This window comes from Campylobacter sp., assembly GCF_020024835.1.
Lineage (GTDB): Bacteria > Campylobacterota > Campylobacteria > Campylobacterales > Campylobacteraceae > Campylobacter_D.
In genome coordinates this window covers 1-22,511 of record NZ_JAHHTD010000026.1, presented here as the reverse complement: position 1 = coordinate 22,511, position 22,511 = coordinate 1, and the positions used below count along the sequence as shown (strand labels likewise).

Here is a 22,511-nt window from a genome sequence, read left to right as displayed (position 1 = left end):
CGCTTTAATCCCTTTAATTTTTAAATTTTTATCTTTAATTTCATAAAAAAAACTATCTCCAATAATCTCATTTAAACCTATATAAGCTTTAAAATTGTCATTAGAATACAAGGTTTTATCATTAATATTATAAATTGCTTTTTGTGTAAAAATAGAAGTTTTATTTTGATCAAAATAACTCACATTCCCTTCTAAAATAGACATCACTTCATTCCTAATAAGCAAATTAGAACTCAAATTGTAATCAAGTCCTTTAATAATAAAATTATCAAAAACATCTTTATCTTGATATTTCACCCAACGACTAGCTTCATAACTTGCTTTTACCATACTAGCATTTAATTCATAATCAATCACTTCAAAAGCTTGAGTGCTAGCTATTTCAATATTCTGTGATTTAACATTAAGTAAATATTGATCCTGTGTGCTTAAAATCACCATTATAAAAACAAATAAACTCATTAAAATAGCAAAAATTTTTATCGCCAAAGTTTATCCCACTGCATTTGCATATTATTATGCTCAATCAAAATCTCTATCATTTCGCTAACAGCACCGCTACCACCTTTTCTATTTAAGACCTTATGAGTTTTTAAGGCTTTATGAGCATCTTTTGGTTTGAAACTATATCCCACATTTTCAAGCAAAGCCATATCATTGTAATAATCACCTATAGCAGCACATTGTGAAAAATCTAAATTTAATTTTTCTAAAATTTCTTTTGCACAAGATAATTTATCACTAATTCCTTGATATACTAATTCAATTTTTAAATCTCTAGCTCTAAAATATACACACTCACTATTTCTTCCAGTAATAATAGCAACCTTCTTGCCCAATTTTTGCCAAGCCTCTATAGCAGCACCATCTTTGACATTAAATTCTTTAATTTCACCATAATTTTGAGTATAAATAATTTTTCCATCAGTTAAACAACCATCAACATCTAAAAAAATAAGTTCTATCATTTTATTCTCTTACTATAAATGCTCCAGGAAATGAACCACTATCAACAAAGTCTCTTGCTTCTTGCTCACTTCTAAAACCTTTTAAAAATACTCTATTTAAACCATCTTTAGAGCTCGTTTGTATTGTGGAAGTATAAGATTGATATTTTTTATATCTATTAGCAATTAAATCCGCCCCACTCTTATTTCTAAATGCTCCTATTTGAACCATAAAAGCACCACCTTGAAAGATATGACCACTATCTGCTATTTCTCCATTATTTCCTAAATTAGAATTTGTATGGATTAAACCAGAATTAGCACTTGTTCCAAATCCCACTACTTCTAGTCTAACCGGTGCTGTACCTGTTTGAACCATATCTATATCTCTTGCTGCAACATTAGATAAATCAATAATTCTACCTGCCACAAAAGGCCCCCTATCATTTATCCTAACGGTTGCTTGCTTGTGGTTTTTTAAATTTGTTACCTTAACAATAGTATTCATAGGCAAAGTCTTATGGGCGGCTGTATAAGCGTGTTGATCATAAATTTCACCATTTGAAGTTTTTTTACCATGAAATCCAGGTCCATACCAACTTGCTATACCATCAGCAGTTTCTCCAACTTCAACAACGGTTGGATAATATGTCTTGCCATTAATAGTATAAGGTTTCATTGTGCCTTTTAAAGTTGTGTTACTATGTTTTGTGCTTTTAAAATCTCTTTCTGGATAATATACATTAGGTGTATGCATTGATGTTACACTACAAGCACTAAATAATACCCCTATACAACCAACTACTAATGATTTTTGCATAATCATTTTTTCACGTGTTTTGAGCAGTTTTAATTTTATCATTATTTTTCTCCTTAATTTTTAAAACTAATTTTTGATTGATATTAATCAAATTTCCTTTGATTTTATTATATTCTTTGATAGTTTCAATACTAATATTATGTTTTTTAGCTATAGTATATAAACTATCTCCTTGTTTTACTACATAAATTTTAGTATGTGGTATAGTTGTATCCACTTTAGTTAATTTTATATTTTTTAAACTTTGTTTAAATTCAAAACTCTTATTTGATGGAATATATACATAATACTCTTTATCTCCAGGTGGTGTGAAGTCATAGTGAAAGTGTGGATTGTAATTTTTAAAGTCTTTATATGACATTTTTGCAATTTTAGCTAATTCCTTAAGTGAAACACTAGTTGGTATAGAAATTTTTTCCACTTCACTAGATAAAGTATAGTTTAATAGTGCAGTATCTTGAGAAATTAAAAAATCATTATTCGCTAAAAAAGCCATAGTTAAGATCTTCCTAATAAAAACTCTAGTCTCTAACGGCAAATACTTTTTATCAGGATCAAGCAATACCTTCAAATCATCACTTTTTGCTGCCTTTATTGCTTGTCTTAATTTTCTATCACCGCAATTATAAGCTAAAATTGCCAGATACCATTTATTAAACTGATCTTTTAATTTTCTTAAATAAGCAACAGCTGCATAAGTTGATTTCACTAAATCTTTTCTTTCATCAACATAAAGATCAACACGCAAACCTAGAGTTTGTGCGGTTGATTTCATAAATTGCCATACACCTACTGCTTTAGTCCTTGAAACACTATGAGTTTTTAGTCCAGATTCTACAATAGCTAAATATAAAAATTCTTGCGGAATACTTTCTTTTTCTAAAATCTTACGGATTATTGGAGTAATTTCATAGAATTCTCTCATAGTATCAATCAATGTTTTTAATTGTATTTCCATAGAGGATTCTTTAAATTCTAAAAAGATCATATCGCTTAAATAACTTGGCTCAATATCTAAATTTCTAAGAATTTGTGCTTGCTGATTATAATACTCAGGACTAGTTTGCAATGCAAATAAATACGAATGTATAAAAAATAATAAAGAAAAAATTATTTTATTGTTTATCATTATTTTATAACCTTAAAAAATAATCTATCTGCATTAAGATTAGTTATATTTACTACTTCTTCTTTAGTTATACCTAAAATTTGGGCTATTTTTAGTGCTACAAAATGTGTTAAAATAGGGTCATTAACCTTACCTCTATGAGGTTCTGGAGTTAAATATGGTCCATCAGTTTCTAAAAGTAATGCTTCCTTTGGAATCTCTGGTAAGATTGCAAGCAAATTCTTAGCATTCTTAAATGTCAAAATCCCACCTATGCCAAAATAAAATCCTTTTTTTGCTAAATTCAATAGCAACTTACTTGCATTAAAACAATGTAAAACACCACCGCATAATCTATCTGCATATTTATTTAAAATATTAAAACTATCTTCATTAGCTTCTCTTATGTGGATAATTAATGGTTTATTGTATTCCATTGCTAGATGAATTTGCATTTGGAATACTTTTTTTTGTTCATTTTTAATTTCAACATCATCAGCTTTCAAGTAATAATAATCAAGACCACATTCTCCCACTGCTACACATTTTTCATCTTTAATAAATTCTTTTAAAATATCTATATCAAAATCATCAATATCATAAGGATGAACTCCACAAGCAAAATAAACTCCTTTATAGCGATGTGCTATTTCTCTTGCTCGTGGTAAATCTTGCAAACTAGCACCTGGAATAATAATTTTATCTATACCATTTTCAAAAGCATTATAAAGCATCTCATCTAAATATCCAAAATAAGCTTCACTATCTAAATGACAATGCGTATCTATGATTTTACATTTAAAATCATAATCTAAAAACATACCTCTACCCTATTTCTCCCATTTGCTTTTGCTAAATCTAAAGCCTTTTGCACATTATTTAATAAATCCTTAGCTTGACTTCTTTTTTCACCAAAAACAACACCTATAGAAACACTATAATCAACCTCATCTAAAGCAATCAATGCACTCTCTTTTGAAATATTTACTCTGATATTAGAAAATATTTTTAAAGCATCTTTGTTACCAGTATGTTTTAATATTACATAAAATTTACCATCTTCTATTTTGGTTGCTAAGTCCATACCACGAATTTGATCATTAATTTTTTTAGCAGTATATTTAATAATACCATCACCACAATCATAACTAAGTTCATAATTTATAGTAGCTAAATTATCAATATCAATCAAAGCTAGAGCAAATTCCTCATCTTCTTGTATATCTTCAAGATAATCAAACATTTTTTTCTCAAAAGTAGCATAATCATCTAAACCGGTAAGAAGATCTTTATTTAGACTATATTCATCTAATAAAACACACTTTTGCATATAATCAAGACAATTATTTACCCTACAATTTAATGATTCTTTTTGAAAAGGTCGTATAACATAATCATTAACTCCTTTTCTAAAAGCTCTAGCTTCTAATTCATCATCTTTATCGCCAACCATAATAACTCCAATATCTATCTTAGAGTATTTTGATCGAATCTCCATCAACAAATCCTCACCATTAATAACAGGCATAGTCGCATCACAAATAACTAATTTTGTATCAGGATTATCATTTAAATAACTCAACGCTTCTTCACCATGTGCTGCTGCTAATACATTAAAAAGTTGATTATTTAAATTCTTCTTCATTTCAGAACGCAAGGTAACATTAGCTATAGCTAAAATTATTTTAGTTTTATTATTTTTTTGAAGCATTCTAATTGAATTAAGCATTTCATCAATACAGCTTTCACTTTCTTTTTGTATGTAATGGATAATATCCTTTTCCATAAATTTCTTTCTAGTTTGTCCATCGCTACTTCCAGTTAAAACAACAACAGGAATATTTTTCTCTAAAACTACATCAACTACTTCTCCATCAGGAGCATCAGGCAAACAAAGATCAACAAAAGCCATAAAATATTCATTTTTTAGCAGCTCTTTTGCACTATTCATATCAAAAGCCACATCTACTTTTAAACCTAAAGTATTTTCTACTTTTTTTGCCAAAAGCCTCGTAAGCATTTTATTATCATCAATGATTAAAATTTTTTCTTCCATTTTACAAATCTCTTTCCTAAATTAATATTTTACAATCACGCTATTATAACATATCAAATTTTATTTTTAATACTTTTAAAATAAGCTTCTTGCAAATTCTATTGCTTCTTGAGTGATATTTTCCCCACTAACCATTCTAGCTAATTCCTTTATTCTTTCTTCATTTTCTATTTTTCTCACTATACTTTCATTTTTATTTTTTTCAACTAAGAAGTGATTATTAGCTTTTGAAGAAAGTTGTGGTAAATGTGAAATAGCAAAAATTTGATAAAAATTTGACAATTCCTTGAGAACTTCAGCTACACTCATCGCTTCTTTACCACTTAAATTTGCGTCTATTTCATCTAAGAAAATTACCCCTTTACCATTATTAGTTATATTACATTCAGTAGCGATAAATGCAAGTCTTAAACGATTAAGCTCACCTGAACTAAGATGTTTTAATTTTGTTTCATTTATATTCAAAATAATTTCATCTTTTCCTAATTTCCCTAAATCACACTCTTTAATTTGCAATAAAACATCTTTCATATAAAGCTTTGAAAGATAAAAATTTAATAATTTTTGTAATTTTGTTACTTTTTTTTGACGCATTAAACTTATCTTGCCACTTTGCTCATCTAAATCTTTTTTTATATTCTTAACTTTTTGTTCTAATTCTTCTTTTTCAAAACTTAAATTTTCATAATGATTTAAATCTTTTTGTTTTTTATCTAAAATTTCTAATGCTTCCTCTATACTTCCATATTTTGAAATTAAAGAAGATAATTTTTCTATACGATCTAGCACCTCTTCTATATCAAATTCAAAATCATCTAAACTTTGATTTTCCCATATAATTCTTAACTCATTTAAACATTCAGAAAAAAACAAACTATCTACTTCACTAATCTGTAAAGCATCAATTACGGCAGATTCTAACTCAAAAATTCTACTAGCTTTAGCCCAAGCTGCATCAATTTTATCTTTTTTTGAAAGCTTTTTTTTAAAACTCATTAATTCTTCAAATTCACCTATTTTTGGATTAATATTTTGAATTTTATCAATCTCAAATTTAGTAAATTCTTTTAGTTCTTCAATTTTTTTTTCCTCTTGTTTGATTTGTTCTAATTTATTGTTTTTTTCTAAATACTCTTCATAAAGATTCTTAAAATCTTGCTTAATCATTTTAAATTTAATATCTTCTTTTTCGCACATATAATCAAGTAAATATATCATTCTCTCGTTTGTAAATTCATTATTTTCTTTAGCAGAAAGATATTTGATAAATTGTTTAGACAATAATGAAAGATTTTTTTTAGAAATAAATTGATTATTAACAAAATAACGTGTGTTTTTATCTTTTAAATACTTAAAAACATTTAATTCTTCATTTTCTATACCATATTCTCCTAGCATTAAAGTATCATCTAGCAATATTTCGACCATTTTAGCCTCACTCTCACTTAAAGCAAAAGCTGACAAAATAGCATTAAAAAGCACTGACTTTCCAGCTCCACTTAAACCTGTAAAAACAGTAAGTCCAGGTTGAATATCCATCTTCACTTGTTTAAAATCTAAATTTTCTTTTATTAAAACACTTTCTATCATCACTTACCCCAATTTAGCTTTTCTTTTAATACTTGAAAGTAATCCCTATCTTTTTTATGAATAAAACTTAACTCTTTCTCACTTAGACCTATAACAATTTTTTCATATCTTTTAGGATCTATTACTTCTTGTCCATCTAAATATAATAAACAATGTTGCACCTTTAATTCAAGCTCAAATTTAAAAGGTAAAACTATCGGTCTTTGCGTTAAAGAATGAGAACATACAGGAGTTAGAACAAAAATTTCACTCAAAGGGTGAATTATAGGTCCACCAGCACTGATATTGTATGCAGTTGAGCCACTAGAACTAGAAATAATTAAACCATCTCCATAATACGCATTAAAAAGCTTTCCTTTAAAAAAAACCTCCACATTTGCCATCAAAGCATTATTGCGTGAAAATACAGCATCATTAAACGCATATTTTTTAAAAACTTTATTATTTTTATGTAAAGATATTTGCAACATTTTTGCAGTTTCTATTTCAAATTCTCCATTAAAAAATTTCCAAAAAAAATCTTTTATTTCATCAAAAGAACAAGCTGTTAAAAATCCTAATTTTCCAGCATTAATTCCTAAAATAGCTTTTTTAAATTCAAAACTTCTCCTACATAAAGACAAAAGAGTGCCATCTCCACCTAAAGAAATCAAAAAATCTAGCTTATTTAATATCGTTTTATTAAAATTTTCATTTTTCAAAAAAATTAATTGAATATTTTCTTTTTCTAAAATACTTTGCAAGATTGAAATTTGCTCACTTAAATTTGTATTTTTACGACAAAATAAACCAACTTTTTGAATTTTTTTTACATTAATTTTTTTATTCATCTAAAAATTATAACAAAACTTAGCTAAGCAAAAGAATAAAATAATATAATTACAAATATTAAATAAAAAACAAGCTTAAGGAAAAAAATTGAGAACACATTATAACACAGAGCTTGACATAAAAAATGTCGGAGAAGAGGTAGTATTATGTGGTTGGGTAAATTCTTATCGTGATCATGGTGGTGTAATTTTCATTGATCTTCGAGATCGCACGGGATTAATTCAACTAGTATGCGATCCAGCAGATAACGAAAAAGCACATAATATAGCCTCTGAAGTTAGAAATGAGTATGTTTTAATAGCTAAAGGTAAAATTAGACCTCGTGGCGAAGGATTGGTAAATCCAAAATTAAAAACAGGTGCAATTGAAGTTATTGTAAATAAATTAACTATTGAAAATGAAAGTGCTACGATACCTTTTGCCATAGGCGATGAAAGTGTTAATGAAGAATTAAGACTAAAATACAGATTTTTAGATTTAAGAAATAAAAAATTGTATGATAATTTTGCTTTAAGATCAAATGCTTGCATTGCTGCTAGGAATTCATTAGCAAATATGGGTTTTTTAGAAGTTGAAACACCTATCTTAACTAAAGCCACTCCTGAAGGTGCAAGAGATTATTTAGTCCCATCACGAGTGCATCAAGGAGAATTTTACGCATTGCCTCAAAGTCCTCAGTTGTTTAAACAACTTTTAATGTGTTCTGGTTTTGATCGTTATTTTCAAATAGCAAAATGCTTTAGAGATGAGGATTTAAGAGCTGATCGTCAGCCTGAATTTACTCAAATTGATATAGAAATGAGTTTTTGCGAGCAAAAAGATATTATAAAAATGGCAGAAAATTTATTAAAAGATATTTTTAAAGCTTGTGGCAAGGATATTAATACTCCTTTTAAACAAATGAGTTACAAAGACGCAATGGAAAATTATGGTTCTGACAAACCAGACTTAAGATTTGATATGAAATTTATAGATGTAATTGATATTTTTTCACGTTCAACTAATGAAATTTTTGCAAATATCGCAAAAGATACTAAGAAAAATCGTATCAAAGCTTTAAGAATTCCAAAAGGTGATGAAATTTTCTCAAAAAGACAAATGCAAAGATTCGAAGAATTTGTGCGTAAATTTGGAGCAAATGGTTTAGCTTTTATACAAATGAAAGAAGAAGGACCAAAAGGACCACTTTGTAAATTTTTTAGCAAAGAAGATCTTGATACACTAATAAAAAGATGCGAATTAGAAGTTGGCGATGTGGTATTTTTCGGAGCTGGTGTTAAAAAAGTTGTTTTAGATTATATGGGTAGATTTAGACTTTTTTTAGCCAATGAAATGGATATTATAGATCAAGAAAAATTAGAATTTTTATGGGTTATTGATTTTCCTATGTTTGAACAAAATGATGATGGTAGCTATTGTGCAATGCATCATCCATTTACTATGCCAAAAAATATTGATGAGCAAAATTTAGAAGAAATTAATTCTATTGCACATGATGTTGTGTTAAATGGTGTAGAACTAGGTGGCGGTAGTATAAGAATTCACAAAAGTGCAATTCAACAAAAAGTATTTAAACTTTTAAATATTAATGAAGATGAGCAAAGAAAGAAATTTGGATTTTTACTAGATGCTTTAAGCTTTGGTGCTCCACCACATGGTGGTATTGCTATAGGTCTTGATAGACTCATAATGCTTTTAACCAAGTCTTCAAGTATCAGAGAAGTTATTGCTTTTCCTAAAACACAAAGAGCACAATGTTTAATGACTCAAGCTCCAAGTGAAGTTGATAATGAACAAATGAGGGAATTAGGAATCAAATTAAGGGAGAATATCAAATGAAAAAACTATTTCTAATTATAGGTGCTCCAGGTAGTGGAAAAACTACTGATGCAAATATTATAGCTCAAGATGATAGTAATATCACTCACTATTCAACCGGAGAACTATTAAGAGCTGAAGTTTCAAGTGGTAGCGAACTTGGAAAATTGATAGATAGTTTTATATCTAAAGGAAATTTAGTGCCTTTAGATGTGGTTGTAAATACTATTGTTTCAGCCTTAAAGAATGCTCCTACTGATATTGTTTTAATTGATGGCTATCCAAGAAGTGTTGAACAAATGCTTGAATTTGATAAAGTATTAAAAAATCAAAATGAAGTGGTTTTGCAAGGTGTCATAGAAGTCAAAGTTAGTGAAGAAATTGCAAAAGAAAGGGTTTTAGGTCGTGCTAGAGGAACTGATGATAATGAAGATGTTTTTAACAATAGAATGAAAGTTTATCTTGAACCATTAAATGAAATTATAAAATTTTATTCTAAAGAAAAATTACACTTTGTTATCAATGGAGAAAGACAAATAGAAGCTATAGTCTTTGATATTAAGAATTTAATTCAAGATTTATTAAAATAAAGGAAAAGATATGGATATTAGTAAAATAAAAATAGGAGAAAATCCAAATAAATTAAATGCGGTAATTGAAATCCCTTATGGGTCAAATATTAAATATGAGCTAGACAAGGAAAGTGGTGCAGTTATGGTAGATCGCGTAATGTATTCGGCGATGTTTTATCCAGCAAATTATGGTTTTATACCAAATACTTTAGCTGATGATGGAGATCCAATTGATATTTTAGTATTAAATGAATATCCTATTCAAGCTGGTGCTGTAATCCCTTGCCGTCTAATTGGTGTTTTAATTATGGAAGATGAAAGCGGTATGGATGAAAAATTACTTGCTGTTCCTACAAGTAAGATTGATCCTAGATACGATGATATCAAGGATTTAGATGATTTACCAAAAGCAATTTTAGATAAAATCAAAAATTTCTTTGAAACTTATAAAATTTTAGAACCAAATAAATGGGTAAAAGTAAAAGAATTTGCAGGAATAAAAGCAGCAAGTTCAATTTTAGAAAATTCTATTAAAAATTATAAATAATTTAAGGATAAAAAATGAAAGGTATTATTGCTTTAAGTGTTGTTTTAGTGATTTTGCTTAGTGCAGGAATTGGTTTTTATATATGGTATTTTGATGATGAAAAAACTTATGTTTATAATTATACAAAAGATGAAAAAACATATGAAAATTACTCCAATACAAATAAAAGTTACAATGATACTCAAAACAATAATATCTATAGTTCAAACACAAATAATGATACTTATCAAGCAAATCAAAATAAAAAAAATTATAATCAATATGAAAAACAAGAATACGATGTAGCAACAACTTCTACTCCAGCAAATAATACTAATAAAGAAAATAATCAAGAAAAGCATTATGAGTATAATGAAACAAACAATACTAAAGATATTAAAATAGATTCAGTTGAGAATAAACAAAATGTTTCTACTAAAAAACAAAATATAAAAATGAAACATAAAAATATTATGCAAGAATACATTGAAAAAGGGAAAAATAGTAAATATGAAAAAAAATTAAGCAATGATTTTGTGAAAGTTTATGTGCTAGATGGTAAAACTTTAAGTGATTATAGAATTAATTTATTAAATGAAATGATTCGTCCTATTATGGAGAATTCCCAAGATTATAATTTAACCATTTTTATCCAAATGCTTCCAAATGATAATATGAATTTAAGTATTTACAACAAAGATATAGTTTTTGAAAAAAATAAAAAAAAGTATAATTATGTTGATATGAAACTTAAAGATTTTAAATTTTTATTTGAAAGAAATGGATACGATAAATACAGCAATGAAAATATACTAGAAGAAATTGATCAGAAATTAGCAAGAGAAAACGTATTAAAAAGAATTAAAATACAAGGTTATGCTGATGATAGAGGGAGTTCTTTTGCAAATTATATGATAGGACTAAATAGGGCTATGAATGTTGCAAAACATTTTTTTGCTTTTACAGAAGTTATTGAAGTTCAATCTTTTGGAAAAGATAATTATCCTTTAAAGGATAAATCTATTCAACAAAGACAAGATAACCGCAAAGTAGAGATTAGTTTTTACAATTAATCTCTGTTATAATTTCAAAATTTAATATTTTTAAGCTAATATAACACTTTTATATTTATTCCTAGAGGTAACAATTATGTATGATAAATCGCTCGAAAAAGAATATTATAATATTTGTGAAGAACGTGGATATTTTGAAATTGATGGTAATAAAAAAATTCAAAGAAAAAATAAGAATTTTTGTATTATGATGCCACCTCCAAATGTTACTGGTGCTTTGCATATAGGCCATGCTCTTACTTTCACCTTGCAAGATATTACCACAAGATACAAAAGAATGGATGGGTATAAAACCTTATATCAACCAGGATTAGATCACGCAGGTATTGCTACACAAAATGTGGTAGAAAAACAACTCTTAGCTCAAGGTATCACAAAAGAAGAATTAGGTAGAGAAGAATTTATCAAAAAAATTTGGGCATGGAAAGAACAAAGCGGTGGAACTATCATTGAACAAATGAAAATTTTAGGTATCACACCTGCTTGGAGTCGTTTGCGTTTTACTATGGATGAAGGTTTAGCTAATGCGGTCAAAAAAGCCTTTGTAGATCTTTATAATAAAAAATTAATTGTTCGTGATAATTATATGGTTAATTGGTGCACACACGATGGAGCTTTAAGTGATATTGAGGTAGAGCATAAAGAAAATAAAGGTAAGCTATATTATTTAAGATATTTTATTGAAAATTCTAAAGACTATTTAATCGTAGCTACCACAAGACCTGAAACTTATTTTGGTGATAGTGCTGTTATGGTAAATCCTGATGATGAACGCTATAAGCATTTAATTGGAAAAGAAATAAAATTACCTTTACTAAATCGCAATGTTAAAATTATCGCTGATAAATATGTTGATATGAATTTTGGAACAGGTGTTGTAAAAGTAACTCCAGCTCACGATATTAATGACTATGAAATAGGTTTAAAACACAAACTAGAATTTATTACAATATTTGATGAAAAAGGCATTTTAAATCATCATTGTTTAAATTTTCAAGGCAAAGAAAGATTAGAGGCTAGAGATGAAATTGTAGCTTATTTACAAGAACAAGGTTTTATTGAAAAAATAGAAGATTATATTAATCAAGTAGGATATTGTTATCGTTGTAAAAATATAGTTGAACCTTATATTTCAAAACAATGGTTTGTAAAAAATGATATTGCTAAAGAAAGTATTGAAAAAATCAATCTTGGCGATAGTAAATTTTATCCATCACATTGGATTAATAGTTTTAATGCGTGGATGAAAGATTTAAAAAATTGGTGTATATCAAGGCAACTTTGGTGGGGTCATCAAATTCCTGTATATTATTGCGAATGCTCATATGAATGGGCTAGTGAAGAAAATCCAAATTGTTGTCCAAAATGTCAAAGTAAAAATTTCAAACAAGATTTTGATGTATTAGATACTTGGTTTTCTTCAGGTCTTTGGGCTATTAGTACTTTAGGATGGGGTAATAAAAATTGGGGTGAAAATACACTCTGGAATAGTGATGATTTAAAAGATTTTTATCCTAACTCTTTATTAATCACTGGTTTTGATATTTTATTTTTCTGGGTTGCTAGAATGATGTTTCAAAGCACTAATGCTCTAGGAAATCTACCTTTTAAAGATATTTATTTACACGCCCTTGTAAAAGATGAACAAGGTAGAAAAATGAGCAAATCTTTAGGTAATGTTATCGACCCTTTAGAAAGTATAAAAGAATATAGTTCAGATATTTTACGCTTTAGTTTAGCTTTACTTGCTATACAAGGAAGAGATATTAAATTAAGTAATGATAAATTATTACAAGTTAGCAAATTTACAAACAAACTTTACAATGCAAGTAAATTTTTACTTTTAAATGAAGAGAAATTTGAAGACTTAAATCCACAAAACATCAAATCAAACTTAGCACAATACATTTATTCGCGTTTTAATCTTTGTATCAAAGAAGTCAGAGAAAATTTAGATAATTATCGTTTTAATGACGCGGCTAATACCTTATATAGATTTTTTTGGGATGAATTTTGTGATTGGGGCATAGAGCTTAGTAAGGCTGAAAAATCAAGTATCAAAGAACTTGGAAGTATATTTAAAGAAGCCTTAAAGTTATTAAATCCTTTTATGCCATTTATCAGCGAATATCTATATCATAAGTTAAGCAAAACTTCAATTCATACACACGATTCTATAATGATTGCAAGATATCCAGTATTTAATGCTCAAAATGAAAATATAGAAAATTTATTTAATATAATTATCGAAAGTATCATTTCTATACGCCGTGCAAAAACTTTAATTGAACTTGCTAATACGAAAATTCCAAAAGCCTATATAAAATTAAATGATTCTTTTTTAGAAAATAAACTAAAAAACTATTCTAATTTCATCACTACACTTGCAAAATGTGAGGAAATTAATTTTACAAATAACAATATAAATCACGCTATTAGAGATGTTAGTGAAAACTTAGAAATTTTTATTCCAACTAAAAATTTAGATTTAAATGGTATATTAAATCGCTTAAATAATCAAAAAAACAAATTAGAAAAAGAGTTTAATAAGCTTGACAATATGATGAAAAATGAGAAATTTATCGCAAATGCACCAATTCAAGTGGTAGAGCAAAATAAAATTCAATTAAATAATATAAAATCCCAATTAGATAAAATCCACGAAGAGATTTCAATCTTAAAAGGCTAATAGTGATAAATATACAAAATTTAAAAAAATATTATGGCAAAGAGTTGGTAATTAACGATGTATCGTTAAAAATTTCTAAAAGTGAAATTTATGCTTTAGTCGGACATAGTGGTGCTGGAAAATCAACTATTTTAAGATGTATTAATGGATTAGAAACTTATCAAAGTGGTAGCGTAAAAGTATTTGGAAAAGAAATTCAAGATCTAAAAGAAAAGGAATTAAGAGAATTTAGAAAAAATATTGGTATGATTTTTCAACATTTTGCATTAATGAGTAGAAAAAATGTTTTTGAAAATATTGCTATGCCTTTAGAAATTCATGGTTTTTCAAAATATAATATCAATAAAAGAGTTAAAGAGCTTTTAGATGTAGTTGGATTATCATCTAAAAGCAAAGCATACCCTAAAGAACTTAGTGGTGGTCAAAAACAAAGAGTAGCTATAGCAAGAGCCCTAGCTTTAAATCCTCAAATTTTACTAAGTGATGAAGCAACATCAGCACTAGATCCAAGCACAACAAATAATATTTTAGAACTTATTGCCAAAATCAATAAAGAATTTGGCATTAGTGTTGTTTTAGTAACCCACGAAATGGAAGCTGTTAAGCAAATAGCACATAAAGCGGTCTTACTAGATCACGGACAAATTATAGGAAAAGGGAAAATCGAAGAATTATTTTTAAAACCAAATAAAAAAATGCGTGAATTTTTAGGAGAAAATGAATTTTTACCACAAAATGGTGTCAATATCAGACTTTATTTTTGCAAAGAAAAGGCAAATCAATGTATTATAACTCATATGGCAAGAACATTAGATATTGACTTTAATATAGTATGGGGAAAGATAGAAAAATTAAACGAAAATGCTTTAGGAAATCTAGTAATTAACATTGCTCATAAAAATCAAGAAAATGTATTACAATATTTACAAGAAAATGGTGTTATTTGGGAGTTTGTATGAATTTAGAAATTATTTTAAACAATTTTAACAATATACTTTATCCAGCTTTACTTGAGACTTTATATATGAGTTTTGTTTCAACATTTTTAGCTTTTTTAATTGCCATCATTCCTGCTATTATTTTAACAACTACAGATAAAGGTGGTTTATATGAAAATAAAAGTATTTATAGCATACTTGACTTTATAGTTAATATTTTAAGATCATTTCCTTTTTTAATTTTAATTATAATTTTAAGTCCTCTTACTAAATATATTGTAGGTATAAGTATTGGGACAACTGCTATAATAGTTCCATTAACCATAGGCATTGCACCATATTTAGCTAAAATGATAGAAAGTGCATTTAAAGAAATTGATCCTGGTATTATAGAAGCAGCAAAATCTTATGGTGCAAGCAAAATACAAATAATTTTTAAAGTTATGTTAAATGAAGCACTACCTAGTATCATCAATGGTTCAACAATGATTTTAATAGTAGTAGTAGGTTTTTCTGCTATGGCTGGCACGGTTGGTGGAGGCGGTTTAGGCGATGTGGCTATACGTTATGGTTATGAAAGATTTGATACGCAAATAATGATTCAAACGGTTGTAATTTTAATTATCTTAGTCCAAGTTATACAATTAGTGGGAAATTTACTTTACAAAATTACAAAAAGATAATCTTATGAAATATAAACTAGGTGTTTTATTAGCTGCTACAAAAAATTCAAGCTTTACAATAGGCACTTTACTTATTAATCTTATGGATTTAATGAGTGAAAAAATAGATATATTTTATATATTTCACGATGGCTTTTCTTTTGATGAGCAAAAAATTATGGAAAACATCGTTCAAAACAAACAAATCAAATTTATATTATTTACACAAGAAGATTTTGCAAAAGCAATAAAAAATCAAGTTGAACAAAAAGATATATCCAATCTATCTTTTATCAAAAGATGGACACATATGGCTTTTGCTAGATTTGAAGCTTTTAAATTTTTACATGAATGCCAATGTATTATTTATCTTGATTTTGATATTTTACTTTTAAAAGATATTAGTGAATTATATAAGCTTAAAGAGCAAGATTATCATTTTGGGGCAAGATTAGGAAAAACTTTACTTAATGTAGCTTTACCATTAGAAAAAAGTCATCAAGATAAATACGCATACCAAACAGGAATTTTAGTTTTTACAGATAATATAAAAAAACCTTTAAAATATTATGATTTTATTTATTCTTATCTATCACGCAATAGTTGTAATTTACAAGATCAAGGTGTTTTTTCTTTAATGGTTTTAAAATACAACTTAAAAGTAAAAGACTTAAAAGATAAATATACAGGAAGCACTCATTATCTTACTAATATTATGCAAAATGCTTCTATAGTTCATGCAAGTGGCACTAATAATAGATTTTGGAATGACTTACTTTGTAATAAAACTTGGCCACAATGGCAAAAATATTACGAACAATGGCTAAAACTTGGAGGAAGTAAATATAATGAAAGTTTTATAACCAATATAAAACAATCTAGACACAGAATTAAATATCATCTTTCTTATAAACTTGGTTATGCTTTTATAGAAGCTGCAAAACACAAAAAAAAGTTGTTTATTCTTCCATATACCTTATTTCAAATATATTATCAGCACAAAACATTAGCAAAAAAATTTCAAAAAGATTTAAAAACAAATCCTCATCTAAAACTACCACCTCTAAAGCATTATGAAGATTATCATTCAGAAGGTTTAAAAAATAAACAATCATATTCATATAAAATTGGCAAACGACTCATTTACGCACAAAAAAACTGGCGTAAAGGTGGATACTTTATATTTATAAGACAATTAAAAAAAATATTTAAAGATTATAAAAATAGACAAAAATAAACTTCATCTTATTAATATTTCTACAATATAATCAAAAATCTTATTTTTTTAAAGGAGTTTAAAATGAAGTTATTAAAATTTCTTGCTATTAGTGCATTCTTAGGTGCAAGTTTATTTGCTAATGAGATAATCACAATAGCTGCTAGTCCAGTACCTCATACACAAATTTTAGAACAAATCAAACCTGATTTAGAGCAAAAAGGCTATAAGTTAGAAATTAAAGAATTTACTGATTATATTTTACCAAATCTAGCAGTTGATAATGGTGAAATTGATGTTAATTTTTTCCAACATACACCTTATTTAGAGGAATTTAATAAAAACAAAGGGACTAAGCTAGTAAAAGTTGCAGGAGTTCATATTGAACCAATGGCCGTTTATTCTAAAAAATTTAAAAGTATTAGTGAGTTGAAAAATGGAGCTACAATTGCTATTCCAAACGATCCAACTAATGAAAGCAGAGCGTTAGATATTATTGAAAAAGAGGGATTAGTTAAATTCAAAAATAGTGCCTTAAAAACTCCAATTGATATCATAGATAATCCAAAAAATATCAAATTTATAGAATTAAAAGCGGCTCAACTTCCAAGAGCTTTAGATGATGTTGATTTTGCAATTATCAACTCAAATTACGCCTTATCAGCAAATTTAAATCCTGCTAAAGATAGTATATTAATAGAAGATAATCAAAGCCCTTATGTAAATATACTCGTTGTAAAAGAAGGATACGAAAACGATGCAAAGGTTAAAGTTTTAGTTGAAGCTATTCAAAGTCAAAAAATAAAAGATTTTATAAAACAAAAATACAACGGATCTGTATTACCAGCTTTTTAAACTTTTAAAAAGCTTTGAGTTTTTAAAACTCAAAGCTTTCTTAAAATATCTGATGTAATCTTTGCGATTTCTAATTCTTCATCTGTAGGAACAATCAATATATCTATTTTAGATTCCTTTTTGCTAATAATTCCACTTCTTGATTCTTTATTAAGATTTATATCAATCATAAAACCTAAGTGTTCAAGTTTTTGACATATGCTTTGTCTTACTTTATAGTCGTTTTCTCCTATACCAGCAGTAAAAATCAAAGCATCTACTCGTGGTAATACCGCATAATAAGAACCTATATATTTAACCAATCTATAGCAAAACATATCAAAAGCTAATCTTGCCTTATCATTACCTAGTTCTATTTGCGCATCTATATCTCTAAAATCATTAAAACCACAAATTCCACATACACCACTTTTTTTATTCATAATGGTGTCTAATTCTTTAATATCTATATTTAGTCTATTGGCTAAAAAAGGTAATAATGCAGGATCAATATCACCACATCTAGTTCCCATAACCAACCCTTCTAATGGAGTAAATCCCATAGAAGTATCCACACACTTGCCATTTTCTATAGCACAAACACTAGCTCCATTTCCAAGGTGGGCACTAATTGCATTGAAAGAATTAATATCTTTATTTAATATTTTTGAAGCCTCTTTACTCACATAAGAATGTGAAGTGCCGTGAAATCCATATTTTCTTACTTTATGTTTTTCATAATACTCATAAGGTAACGCATACATATATGCATAATCTGGCATACTCTGATGAAAAGATGTATCAAAAATAGTTACATTTGGAACATCTTTAGCTGTATTCATCATAGTTTTAATTCCAATTAAATGTGCAATATTGTGCAAAGGAGCCATATAAGAAATTTCTTCAATTTCTTTTAAAACATTATCATCAACTAAACAATGTTGAGTCAAATTTGGACCACCATGAACTATCCTATGTCCGCAACCATCAAGCTCATTTAAATCATGTAAAATTCCACTTTCAGCAAACAAATCATTTACAAGTTTCATTCCATACTCATGATCTTTAATCGGCAACTCTTTTTGAATTTTTGTTAAAGTCTTAAGATTCTTTAACTCAATTTTTGATTTTTGCTCACCTATTTTTTCAACTAAACCAGAAGCAATCGCTTTATTATCATCAAAAAGTTTAAACTTAATTGAAGATGAACCTGAATTTAAAACTAAAATCTTCATTTTTCTCCTTATTCTTGTGCTTGTATTGCACTTAATACAACAGTGTTAATAATATCTTCAACCAAACAACCTCTACTTAAATCATTAATAGGCTTTTTTAAACCTTGTAAAATTGGTCCTATAGCTAAAGATTTTGCTGTTCTTTGCACTGCTTTGTAACATATATTTGCCGCATTTAAATCTGGAAATATAAATACATTAGCACTTCCTGCCACCTTAGAATTTGGCATTTTAGCTTTTGCAGTTAATGGATCTATTGCAGCATCAAATTGTATAGGTCCATCAATTGAAAATTGCGGATATTTATTTTGAGCAATTTTTACTGCTTCTTTCACTATATCAACACTTGCCCCACTCCCACTATCTCCACTTGAATATGAAAGCAAAGCTACCTTTGGTTCTATTCCAAAAGCTTTTGCACTATTTGCACTAATATATGCAATTTCAGCAAGTTGTTCAGAAGTAGGATTTGGCATAACAGCACAATCAGCAAAAACAAAAACTTGATCTTCTAAAGACATAAAAAATACACCTGAAACTGAGCTTATTCCTTCTTTAGTTTTAATAAGCTGCAAAGCAGGACGTATAGTTTCAGCAGTTGTAGTACTAGCTCCGCTCACCATAGCATGGGCTTTATTAGTATAAACTAGTAGCGTTGCAAAATATGTAATATCACAAACTAATTCTTTAGCTTTTTCTTTAGTCATACCTTTTGCTTTTCTTGTCTCATATAAAATATCTTCAAACTCTTCATTGTATTGAGAATTTTTAGGATTTATAATATGAACACCATCTAATTTAATATTTAACGCACTAGCTCTTGATAATATTTCATTACTATCTCCAAGTAAAATTAAATCAGCTAAATCATGCTGTATTAAAAATTCACTTGCTTTTAAAATTCTCTCATCAAAACTTTCAGGTAAAACTATAGTTTTTTTACTTAATTTAGCTTTTTTAAAAAGTTCATAAGAAAATCTTGCTTGAGTTTTATAAGTATAAGAAGGTGCTAAAGAAAATTTTTCATCATTTTTTAACAAAACAAAATGATCCAATTTTTGCTTTAATAAAAAATTCAAAATTTCATAATCTTTACCTGCCATTGCATATAAAGGAGAATTTAATTCTTTAGCTAACATAATGTTTAAATTTAAATCACCCATTAACCCATAATCATCTACTCCAATTGCTATTACAAAATAACCATTTAAACAATTAATCTCAAAATCTTCGATAATTTTTTTAAAAAAATTATTTGAATTATCAATCATTGGAATTTTATAGTTTTCATTATTAAAACTATAAGAATATTCAAATTTTATACCGCATTCTAAACATACTTTTTCTAATTTACATTTTATTTCTTCATTTAAAACTGGAAAATAAAACATAATTTTAGTATTTGCTTGTTTTATTTGATGAGAAATTAATTTTTCATCAAAACTCAAAATAAAAGCTGAAAGCATTTTTTTCCTTTTTTAGCAAAATTAATCATTTTTTTGTAATATAATGATTTTAGAATTCATCACACTAAGATAAGGTTATAATTTATGAAATTTAAGAATATTACTCTATCTGTGTTACCTTTAGTAATGATTGGATGTAGTGCCGCAGTAGATCCTCATATTAATATGAAGCCACCAGCGTATGTAGAAGAACTTGCCCCAAAACAAAATAATAACATTCAAAATAATCCTGGATCACTTTTTGGAAAAGGTGATAATCCTTTATTTTCAGATAAAAAAGCTATGAATGTTAATGATCTTGTTACGGTGATTATCAAAGAAAATGCCACACAAAATTCTCAAGGTTCAAAAGCTACTAGCAAAAACAATAATGTTAATTTAGGTGGCGGCCAAATTTCAACAGGAGTTGGACTTAGCAAAGCTAGAGATTTATTTAATGATTATGCAAATTTAGGTTACACTACGACTAGTAATTCGCAATATCAAGGGACGGGTTCTCAAACAAGAAGTGAAAATTTTCAAACAACAGTTTCAGCTAGAGTTATCAAAGTATTAGCTAATGGAAATTATTTCATAGAAGGAAGTAGAGAGCTTTTGATTAATGGTGAAAAACAGATTATCCAACTAAGTGGGGTTATTAGACCTTATGATATCTCTCAAGATAATATGATAGATAGCAAATACATAGCAGATGCAAAAATCCTTTATAAAACTGAAGGTGATATAGATAAATCTACACGCAAACCTTGGGGAACTAAATTTATGGAAACTATTTGGCCTTTTTAAGCTAAACAACTTTACATAAAATTTGGAGCATCGTTTGAAAATAATATCAAATCACCATCTTTTGTGGATTCAGCTAAGACTTTTAATAATTGATTTTTATCTTTTAAGACAATATTTTCTAGTGTAATATTGTTTTTTAAGATGACGCTATTTACTTCTGAAGTAATGATTACAAAATCAAAACATTTGTTGATAATATCGCAAAGTTTAATATTCTCATCGTAATTTACCTCAATTATACCAGGAGTTACCAAAACTCTTCTACCTTGATAATATTTACAAAGCTCATAGCTTTGACTCATACCTTTAAAATTTCCATTAAAACCATCATCAATAATAAATTTTGGTTTTTTAGAAATAATTTCTAAGCGGTGCTCTACTGATTTTAATTTTGAAACACTTTTTATAAGATATTTTATATCGATTTTTAAATAATATGCCATAGCTAAGCAAGCGCTCAAATTATAAGCATTAAAAGCTCCTAATAAAGTTGTATAAAAATCATAACTTTTTCCATCAAGATTCATTTTAAATTTTAATCCATTTAAATCTGCTTTAATATCACTTAAAAAATTATCATAAAATTCATCTTTATACAAGGTACTAGAATGTAAAAAATATTTTTCCAAACGATTGGATTTTAATGCTTCTAATTTAGTTTGTCGTATATTTTCATAAGTTTTAAAATATTCAAGATGAGCTAAACCTATTTCTCCGATTATGCAAAATTGAGGATTTAAAAATTGAGTAATTTCTAAAATATCATTTTGCCTTCTAGCTCCAGCTTCAACGATATAAATTTGAGTTGTAGTATCTAAATTTTCATTAATATCTCTGATGATACCTAAAAAAGTATTAACACTTCTTGGTGTTTTATGACACTTATAATGATCTTTTAAAAGTTCATATAAAAAATTTTTTATACTAGTTTTACCAAAACTTGCTGTAATTAAAATAATCTTAAGTTCTGTATTAGTTGCAATATTTTTTTTTGCTTTTTTAATAAAATATAATTGATTTAATTTTTCTATTAAAAAACTACATAAGAATGTGCAAATTAAAGCTTCTAATCCTATAACGTAAAAATTTGATAAAGACAAACTAAATAAAAATAAACATACAAAATAACGCTTAACTCTTGCAGTAAAAACTAATTTCTTATCTAAATTTTTATATAAATAAATTCCATAACTTGCACAAAATAAAAATATTAATAAAAAAAATAAATAATTATTAAAATACAATGAAATTATAAAAGATAAATAAGGCAGTAAAATAAAATAAATATGCCACAAAGGTTTAGCAAAGTGAAATAAAATCCTACTAAATTTATAGTGATACCAC

General features: G+C 27.2%; 20 protein-coding genes and 1 pseudogene. 10 read left to right on the top strand and 11 right to left on the bottom strand.

What is annotated here, in order from left to right; genetic code table 11:
• The 8 genes from QZ429_RS05380 to QZ429_RS05345 all read right to left on the bottom strand — a co-directional run.
• The coding region (locus QZ429_RS05380) for a hypothetical protein (RefSeq protein WP_291952607.1) at positions 1 to 489 on the bottom strand (489 nt) is incomplete at its 3' end.
• Complete coding sequence (locus tag QZ429_RS05375) at positions 480 to 968, bottom strand: HAD-IIIA family hydrolase (RefSeq protein ID WP_291952606.1); 489 nt, start codon at positions 966 to 968, stop codon at positions 480 to 482. The genes QZ429_RS05375 and QZ429_RS05380, both read right to left, overlap by 10 nt.
• Position 969: 1 nt before the next feature.
• Entirely contained in the window at positions 970 to 1,704 is a 735-nt protein-coding gene (locus QZ429_RS05370; RefSeq protein WP_291952611.1) for a septal ring lytic transglycosylase RlpA family protein, read from the bottom strand.
• Positions 1,705 to 1,777: 73 nt separating this feature from the next.
• Positions 1,778 to 2,896, bottom strand: a complete 1,119-nt coding sequence (locus QZ429_RS05365; RefSeq protein WP_291952605.1) for a lytic transglycosylase domain-containing protein — start codon at positions 2,894 to 2,896, stop codon at positions 1,778 to 1,780.
• On the bottom strand, positions 2,896 to 3,696 hold the full coding sequence (locus QZ429_RS05360; RefSeq protein WP_291952604.1) for a TatD family hydrolase: 801 nt from the start codon (positions 3,694 to 3,696) through the stop codon (positions 2,896 to 2,898). The genes QZ429_RS05365 and QZ429_RS05360 overlap by 1 nt, the downstream gene beginning before the upstream one ends.
• Positions 3,687 to 4,931: a response regulator gene (locus tag QZ429_RS05355; RefSeq protein WP_291952601.1), complete on the bottom strand. Its 1,245-nt coding sequence runs from the start codon at positions 4,929 to 4,931 to the stop codon at positions 3,687 to 3,689. Before QZ429_RS05355 ends, QZ429_RS05360 begins: the two co-directional genes overlap by 10 nt.
• A 75-nt stretch (positions 4,932 to 5,006) precedes the next feature.
• Complete coding sequence (locus tag QZ429_RS05350) at positions 5,007 to 6,521, bottom strand: DNA recombination protein RecN (RefSeq protein WP_291952599.1); 1,515 nt, start codon at positions 6,519 to 6,521, stop codon at positions 5,007 to 5,009.
• Positions 6,521 to 7,351 (bottom strand): NAD(+)/NADH kinase, encoded by an 831-nt coding sequence (locus QZ429_RS05345; protein ID WP_291952597.1) that lies wholly within the window; start codon positions 7,349 to 7,351, stop codon positions 6,521 to 6,523. The genes QZ429_RS05350 and QZ429_RS05345 overlap by 1 nt, the downstream gene beginning before the upstream one ends.
• A gap of 88 nt (positions 7,352 to 7,439) precedes the next feature.
• On the opposite strand from QZ429_RS05345, the gene aspS reads away from it, so the two are divergent.
• From aspS to QZ429_RS05300, 9 genes and pseudogenes are all read left to right on the top strand, one after another.
• A complete protein-coding gene (aspS, locus tag QZ429_RS05340) occupies positions 7,440 to 9,191 on the top strand; it encodes an aspartate--tRNA ligase (RefSeq protein ID WP_291952595.1) in 1,752 nt (583 codons plus the stop codon).
• Positions 9,188 to 9,760, top strand: a complete 573-nt coding sequence (locus QZ429_RS05335; protein WP_291952593.1) for an adenylate kinase — start codon at positions 9,188 to 9,190, stop codon at positions 9,758 to 9,760. Before aspS ends, QZ429_RS05335 begins: the two co-directional genes overlap by 4 nt.
• Before the next feature lie 10 nt (positions 9,761 to 9,770).
• Positions 9,771 to 10,289, top strand: a complete 519-nt coding sequence (ppa, locus tag QZ429_RS05330) for an inorganic diphosphatase (RefSeq protein WP_291952591.1) — start codon at positions 9,771 to 9,773, stop codon at positions 10,287 to 10,289.
• Between the two features lie 14 nt (positions 10,290 to 10,303).
• On the top strand, positions 10,304 to 11,341 hold the full coding sequence (locus QZ429_RS05325) for a hypothetical protein (RefSeq protein WP_291952589.1): 1,038 nt from the start codon (positions 10,304 to 10,306) through the stop codon (positions 11,339 to 11,341).
• A 76-nt stretch (positions 11,342 to 11,417) separates the two neighbouring features.
• Complete coding sequence (locus QZ429_RS05320) at positions 11,418 to 14,030, top strand: valine--tRNA ligase (protein WP_291952588.1); 2,613 nt, start codon at positions 11,418 to 11,420, stop codon at positions 14,028 to 14,030.
• 2 nt (positions 14,031 to 14,032) lie between these two features.
• Positions 14,033 to 14,989, top strand: coding sequence for a methionine ABC transporter ATP-binding protein (locus tag QZ429_RS05315; protein ID WP_291952586.1), 957 nt, complete (start codon positions 14,033 to 14,035; stop codon positions 14,987 to 14,989).
• Between the two features lie 20 nt (positions 14,990 to 15,009).
• Positions 15,010 to 15,733 (top strand): annotated as a pseudogene (locus QZ429_RS05310) (methionine ABC transporter permease); the annotation flags it as partial.
• On the top strand, positions 15,734 to 16,867 hold the full coding sequence (locus QZ429_RS05305; protein WP_366559238.1) for a glycosyltransferase: 1,134 nt from the start codon (positions 15,734 to 15,736) through the stop codon (positions 16,865 to 16,867). It abuts the pseudogene before it with no gap.
• 63 nt (positions 16,868 to 16,930) lie between these two features.
• Positions 16,931 to 17,701 carry a MetQ/NlpA family ABC transporter substrate-binding protein gene (locus tag QZ429_RS05300; protein ID WP_291952584.1) on the top strand — a complete coding sequence of 257 codons (771 nt, stop codon included), beginning with the start codon at positions 16,931 to 16,933 and terminating at the stop codon, positions 17,699 to 17,701.
• 29 nt (positions 17,702 to 17,730) lie between these two features.
• Here QZ429_RS05300 and QZ429_RS05295 read toward each other — a convergent pair whose 3' ends face one another.
• Positions 17,731 to 18,915 carry an acetate kinase gene (locus tag QZ429_RS05295; RefSeq protein WP_291952582.1) on the bottom strand — a complete coding sequence of 395 codons (1,185 nt, stop codon included), beginning with the start codon at positions 18,913 to 18,915 and terminating at the stop codon, positions 17,731 to 17,733.
• A gap of 8 nt (positions 18,916 to 18,923) precedes the next feature.
• The gene (gene pta, locus QZ429_RS05290; RefSeq protein WP_366559237.1) at positions 18,924 to 20,381 is read right to left on the bottom strand and encodes a phosphate acetyltransferase; all 1,458 of its coding nucleotides are present in this window, start codon (positions 20,379 to 20,381) and stop codon (positions 18,924 to 18,926) included.
• A gap of 84 nt (positions 20,382 to 20,465) precedes the next feature.
• Here pta and flgH point away from each other — a divergent pair, with 84 nt between their 5' ends.
• The gene (gene flgH / locus QZ429_RS05285) at positions 20,466 to 21,167 is read left to right on the top strand and encodes a flagellar basal body L-ring protein FlgH (RefSeq protein ID WP_291952579.1); all 702 of its coding nucleotides are present in this window, start codon (positions 20,466 to 20,468) and stop codon (positions 21,165 to 21,167) included.
• An 11-nt stretch (positions 21,168 to 21,178) separates the two neighbouring features.
• Here the strand turns inward: flgH and murF are convergent.
• On the bottom strand, positions 21,179 to 22,511 hold a 1,333-nt coding region (gene murF, locus QZ429_RS05280), incomplete at its 5' end, for a UDP-N-acetylmuramoyl-tripeptide--D-alanyl-D-alanine ligase (protein ID WP_291952577.1).

What these genes read in the sequence shown, in the direction of transcription:
- QZ429_RS05375 (WP_291952606.1), bottom strand. Translation starts at nt 968, where the DNA reads ATGATAGAACTTATTTTTTTAGATGTTGATGGTTGTTTAACTGATGGA.
- QZ429_RS05370 (WP_291952611.1), bottom strand. Translation starts at nt 1,704, where the DNA reads ATGCATACACCTAATGTATATTATCCAGAAAGAGATTTTAAAAGCACA.
- QZ429_RS05365 (WP_291952605.1), bottom strand. Translation starts at nt 2,896, where the DNA reads ATGATAAACAATAAAATAATTTTTTCTTTATTATTTTTTATACATTCG.
- QZ429_RS05360 (WP_291952604.1), bottom strand. Translation starts at nt 3,696, where the DNA reads ATGTTTTTAGATTATGATTTTAAATGTAAAATCATAGATACGCATTGT.
- QZ429_RS05355 (WP_291952601.1), bottom strand. Translation starts at nt 4,931, where the DNA reads ATGGAAGAAAAAATTTTAATCATTGATGATAATAAAATGCTTACGAGG.
- QZ429_RS05350 (WP_291952599.1), bottom strand. Translation starts at nt 6,521, where the DNA reads ATGATAGAAAGTGTTTTAATAAAAGAAAATTTAGATTTTAAACAAGTG.
- QZ429_RS05345 (WP_291952597.1), bottom strand. Translation starts at nt 7,351, where the DNA reads ATGAATAAAAAAATTAATGTAAAAAAAATTCAAAAAGTTGGTTTATTT.
- QZ429_RS05335 (WP_291952593.1), top strand. Translation starts at nt 9,188, where the DNA reads ATGAAAAAACTATTTCTAATTATAGGTGCTCCAGGTAGTGGAAAAACT.
- ppa (WP_291952591.1), top strand. Translation starts at nt 9,771, where the DNA reads ATGGATATTAGTAAAATAAAAATAGGAGAAAATCCAAATAAATTAAAT.
- QZ429_RS05325 (WP_291952589.1), top strand. Translation starts at nt 10,304, where the DNA reads ATGAAAGGTATTATTGCTTTAAGTGTTGTTTTAGTGATTTTGCTTAGT.
- QZ429_RS05320 (WP_291952588.1), top strand. Translation starts at nt 11,418, where the DNA reads ATGTATGATAAATCGCTCGAAAAAGAATATTATAATATTTGTGAAGAA.
- QZ429_RS05305 (WP_366559238.1), top strand. Translation starts at nt 15,734, where the DNA reads ATGGATTTAATGAGTGAAAAAATAGATATATTTTATATATTTCACGAT.
- QZ429_RS05300 (WP_291952584.1), top strand. Translation starts at nt 16,931, where the DNA reads ATGAAGTTATTAAAATTTCTTGCTATTAGTGCATTCTTAGGTGCAAGT.
- QZ429_RS05295 (WP_291952582.1), bottom strand. Translation starts at nt 18,915, where the DNA reads ATGAAGATTTTAGTTTTAAATTCAGGTTCATCTTCAATTAAGTTTAAA.
- pta (WP_366559237.1), bottom strand. Translation starts at nt 20,381, where the DNA reads ATGCTTTCAGCTTTTATTTTGAGTTTTGATGAAAAATTAATTTCTCAT.
- flgH (WP_291952579.1), top strand. Translation starts at nt 20,466, where the DNA reads ATGAAATTTAAGAATATTACTCTATCTGTGTTACCTTTAGTAATGATT.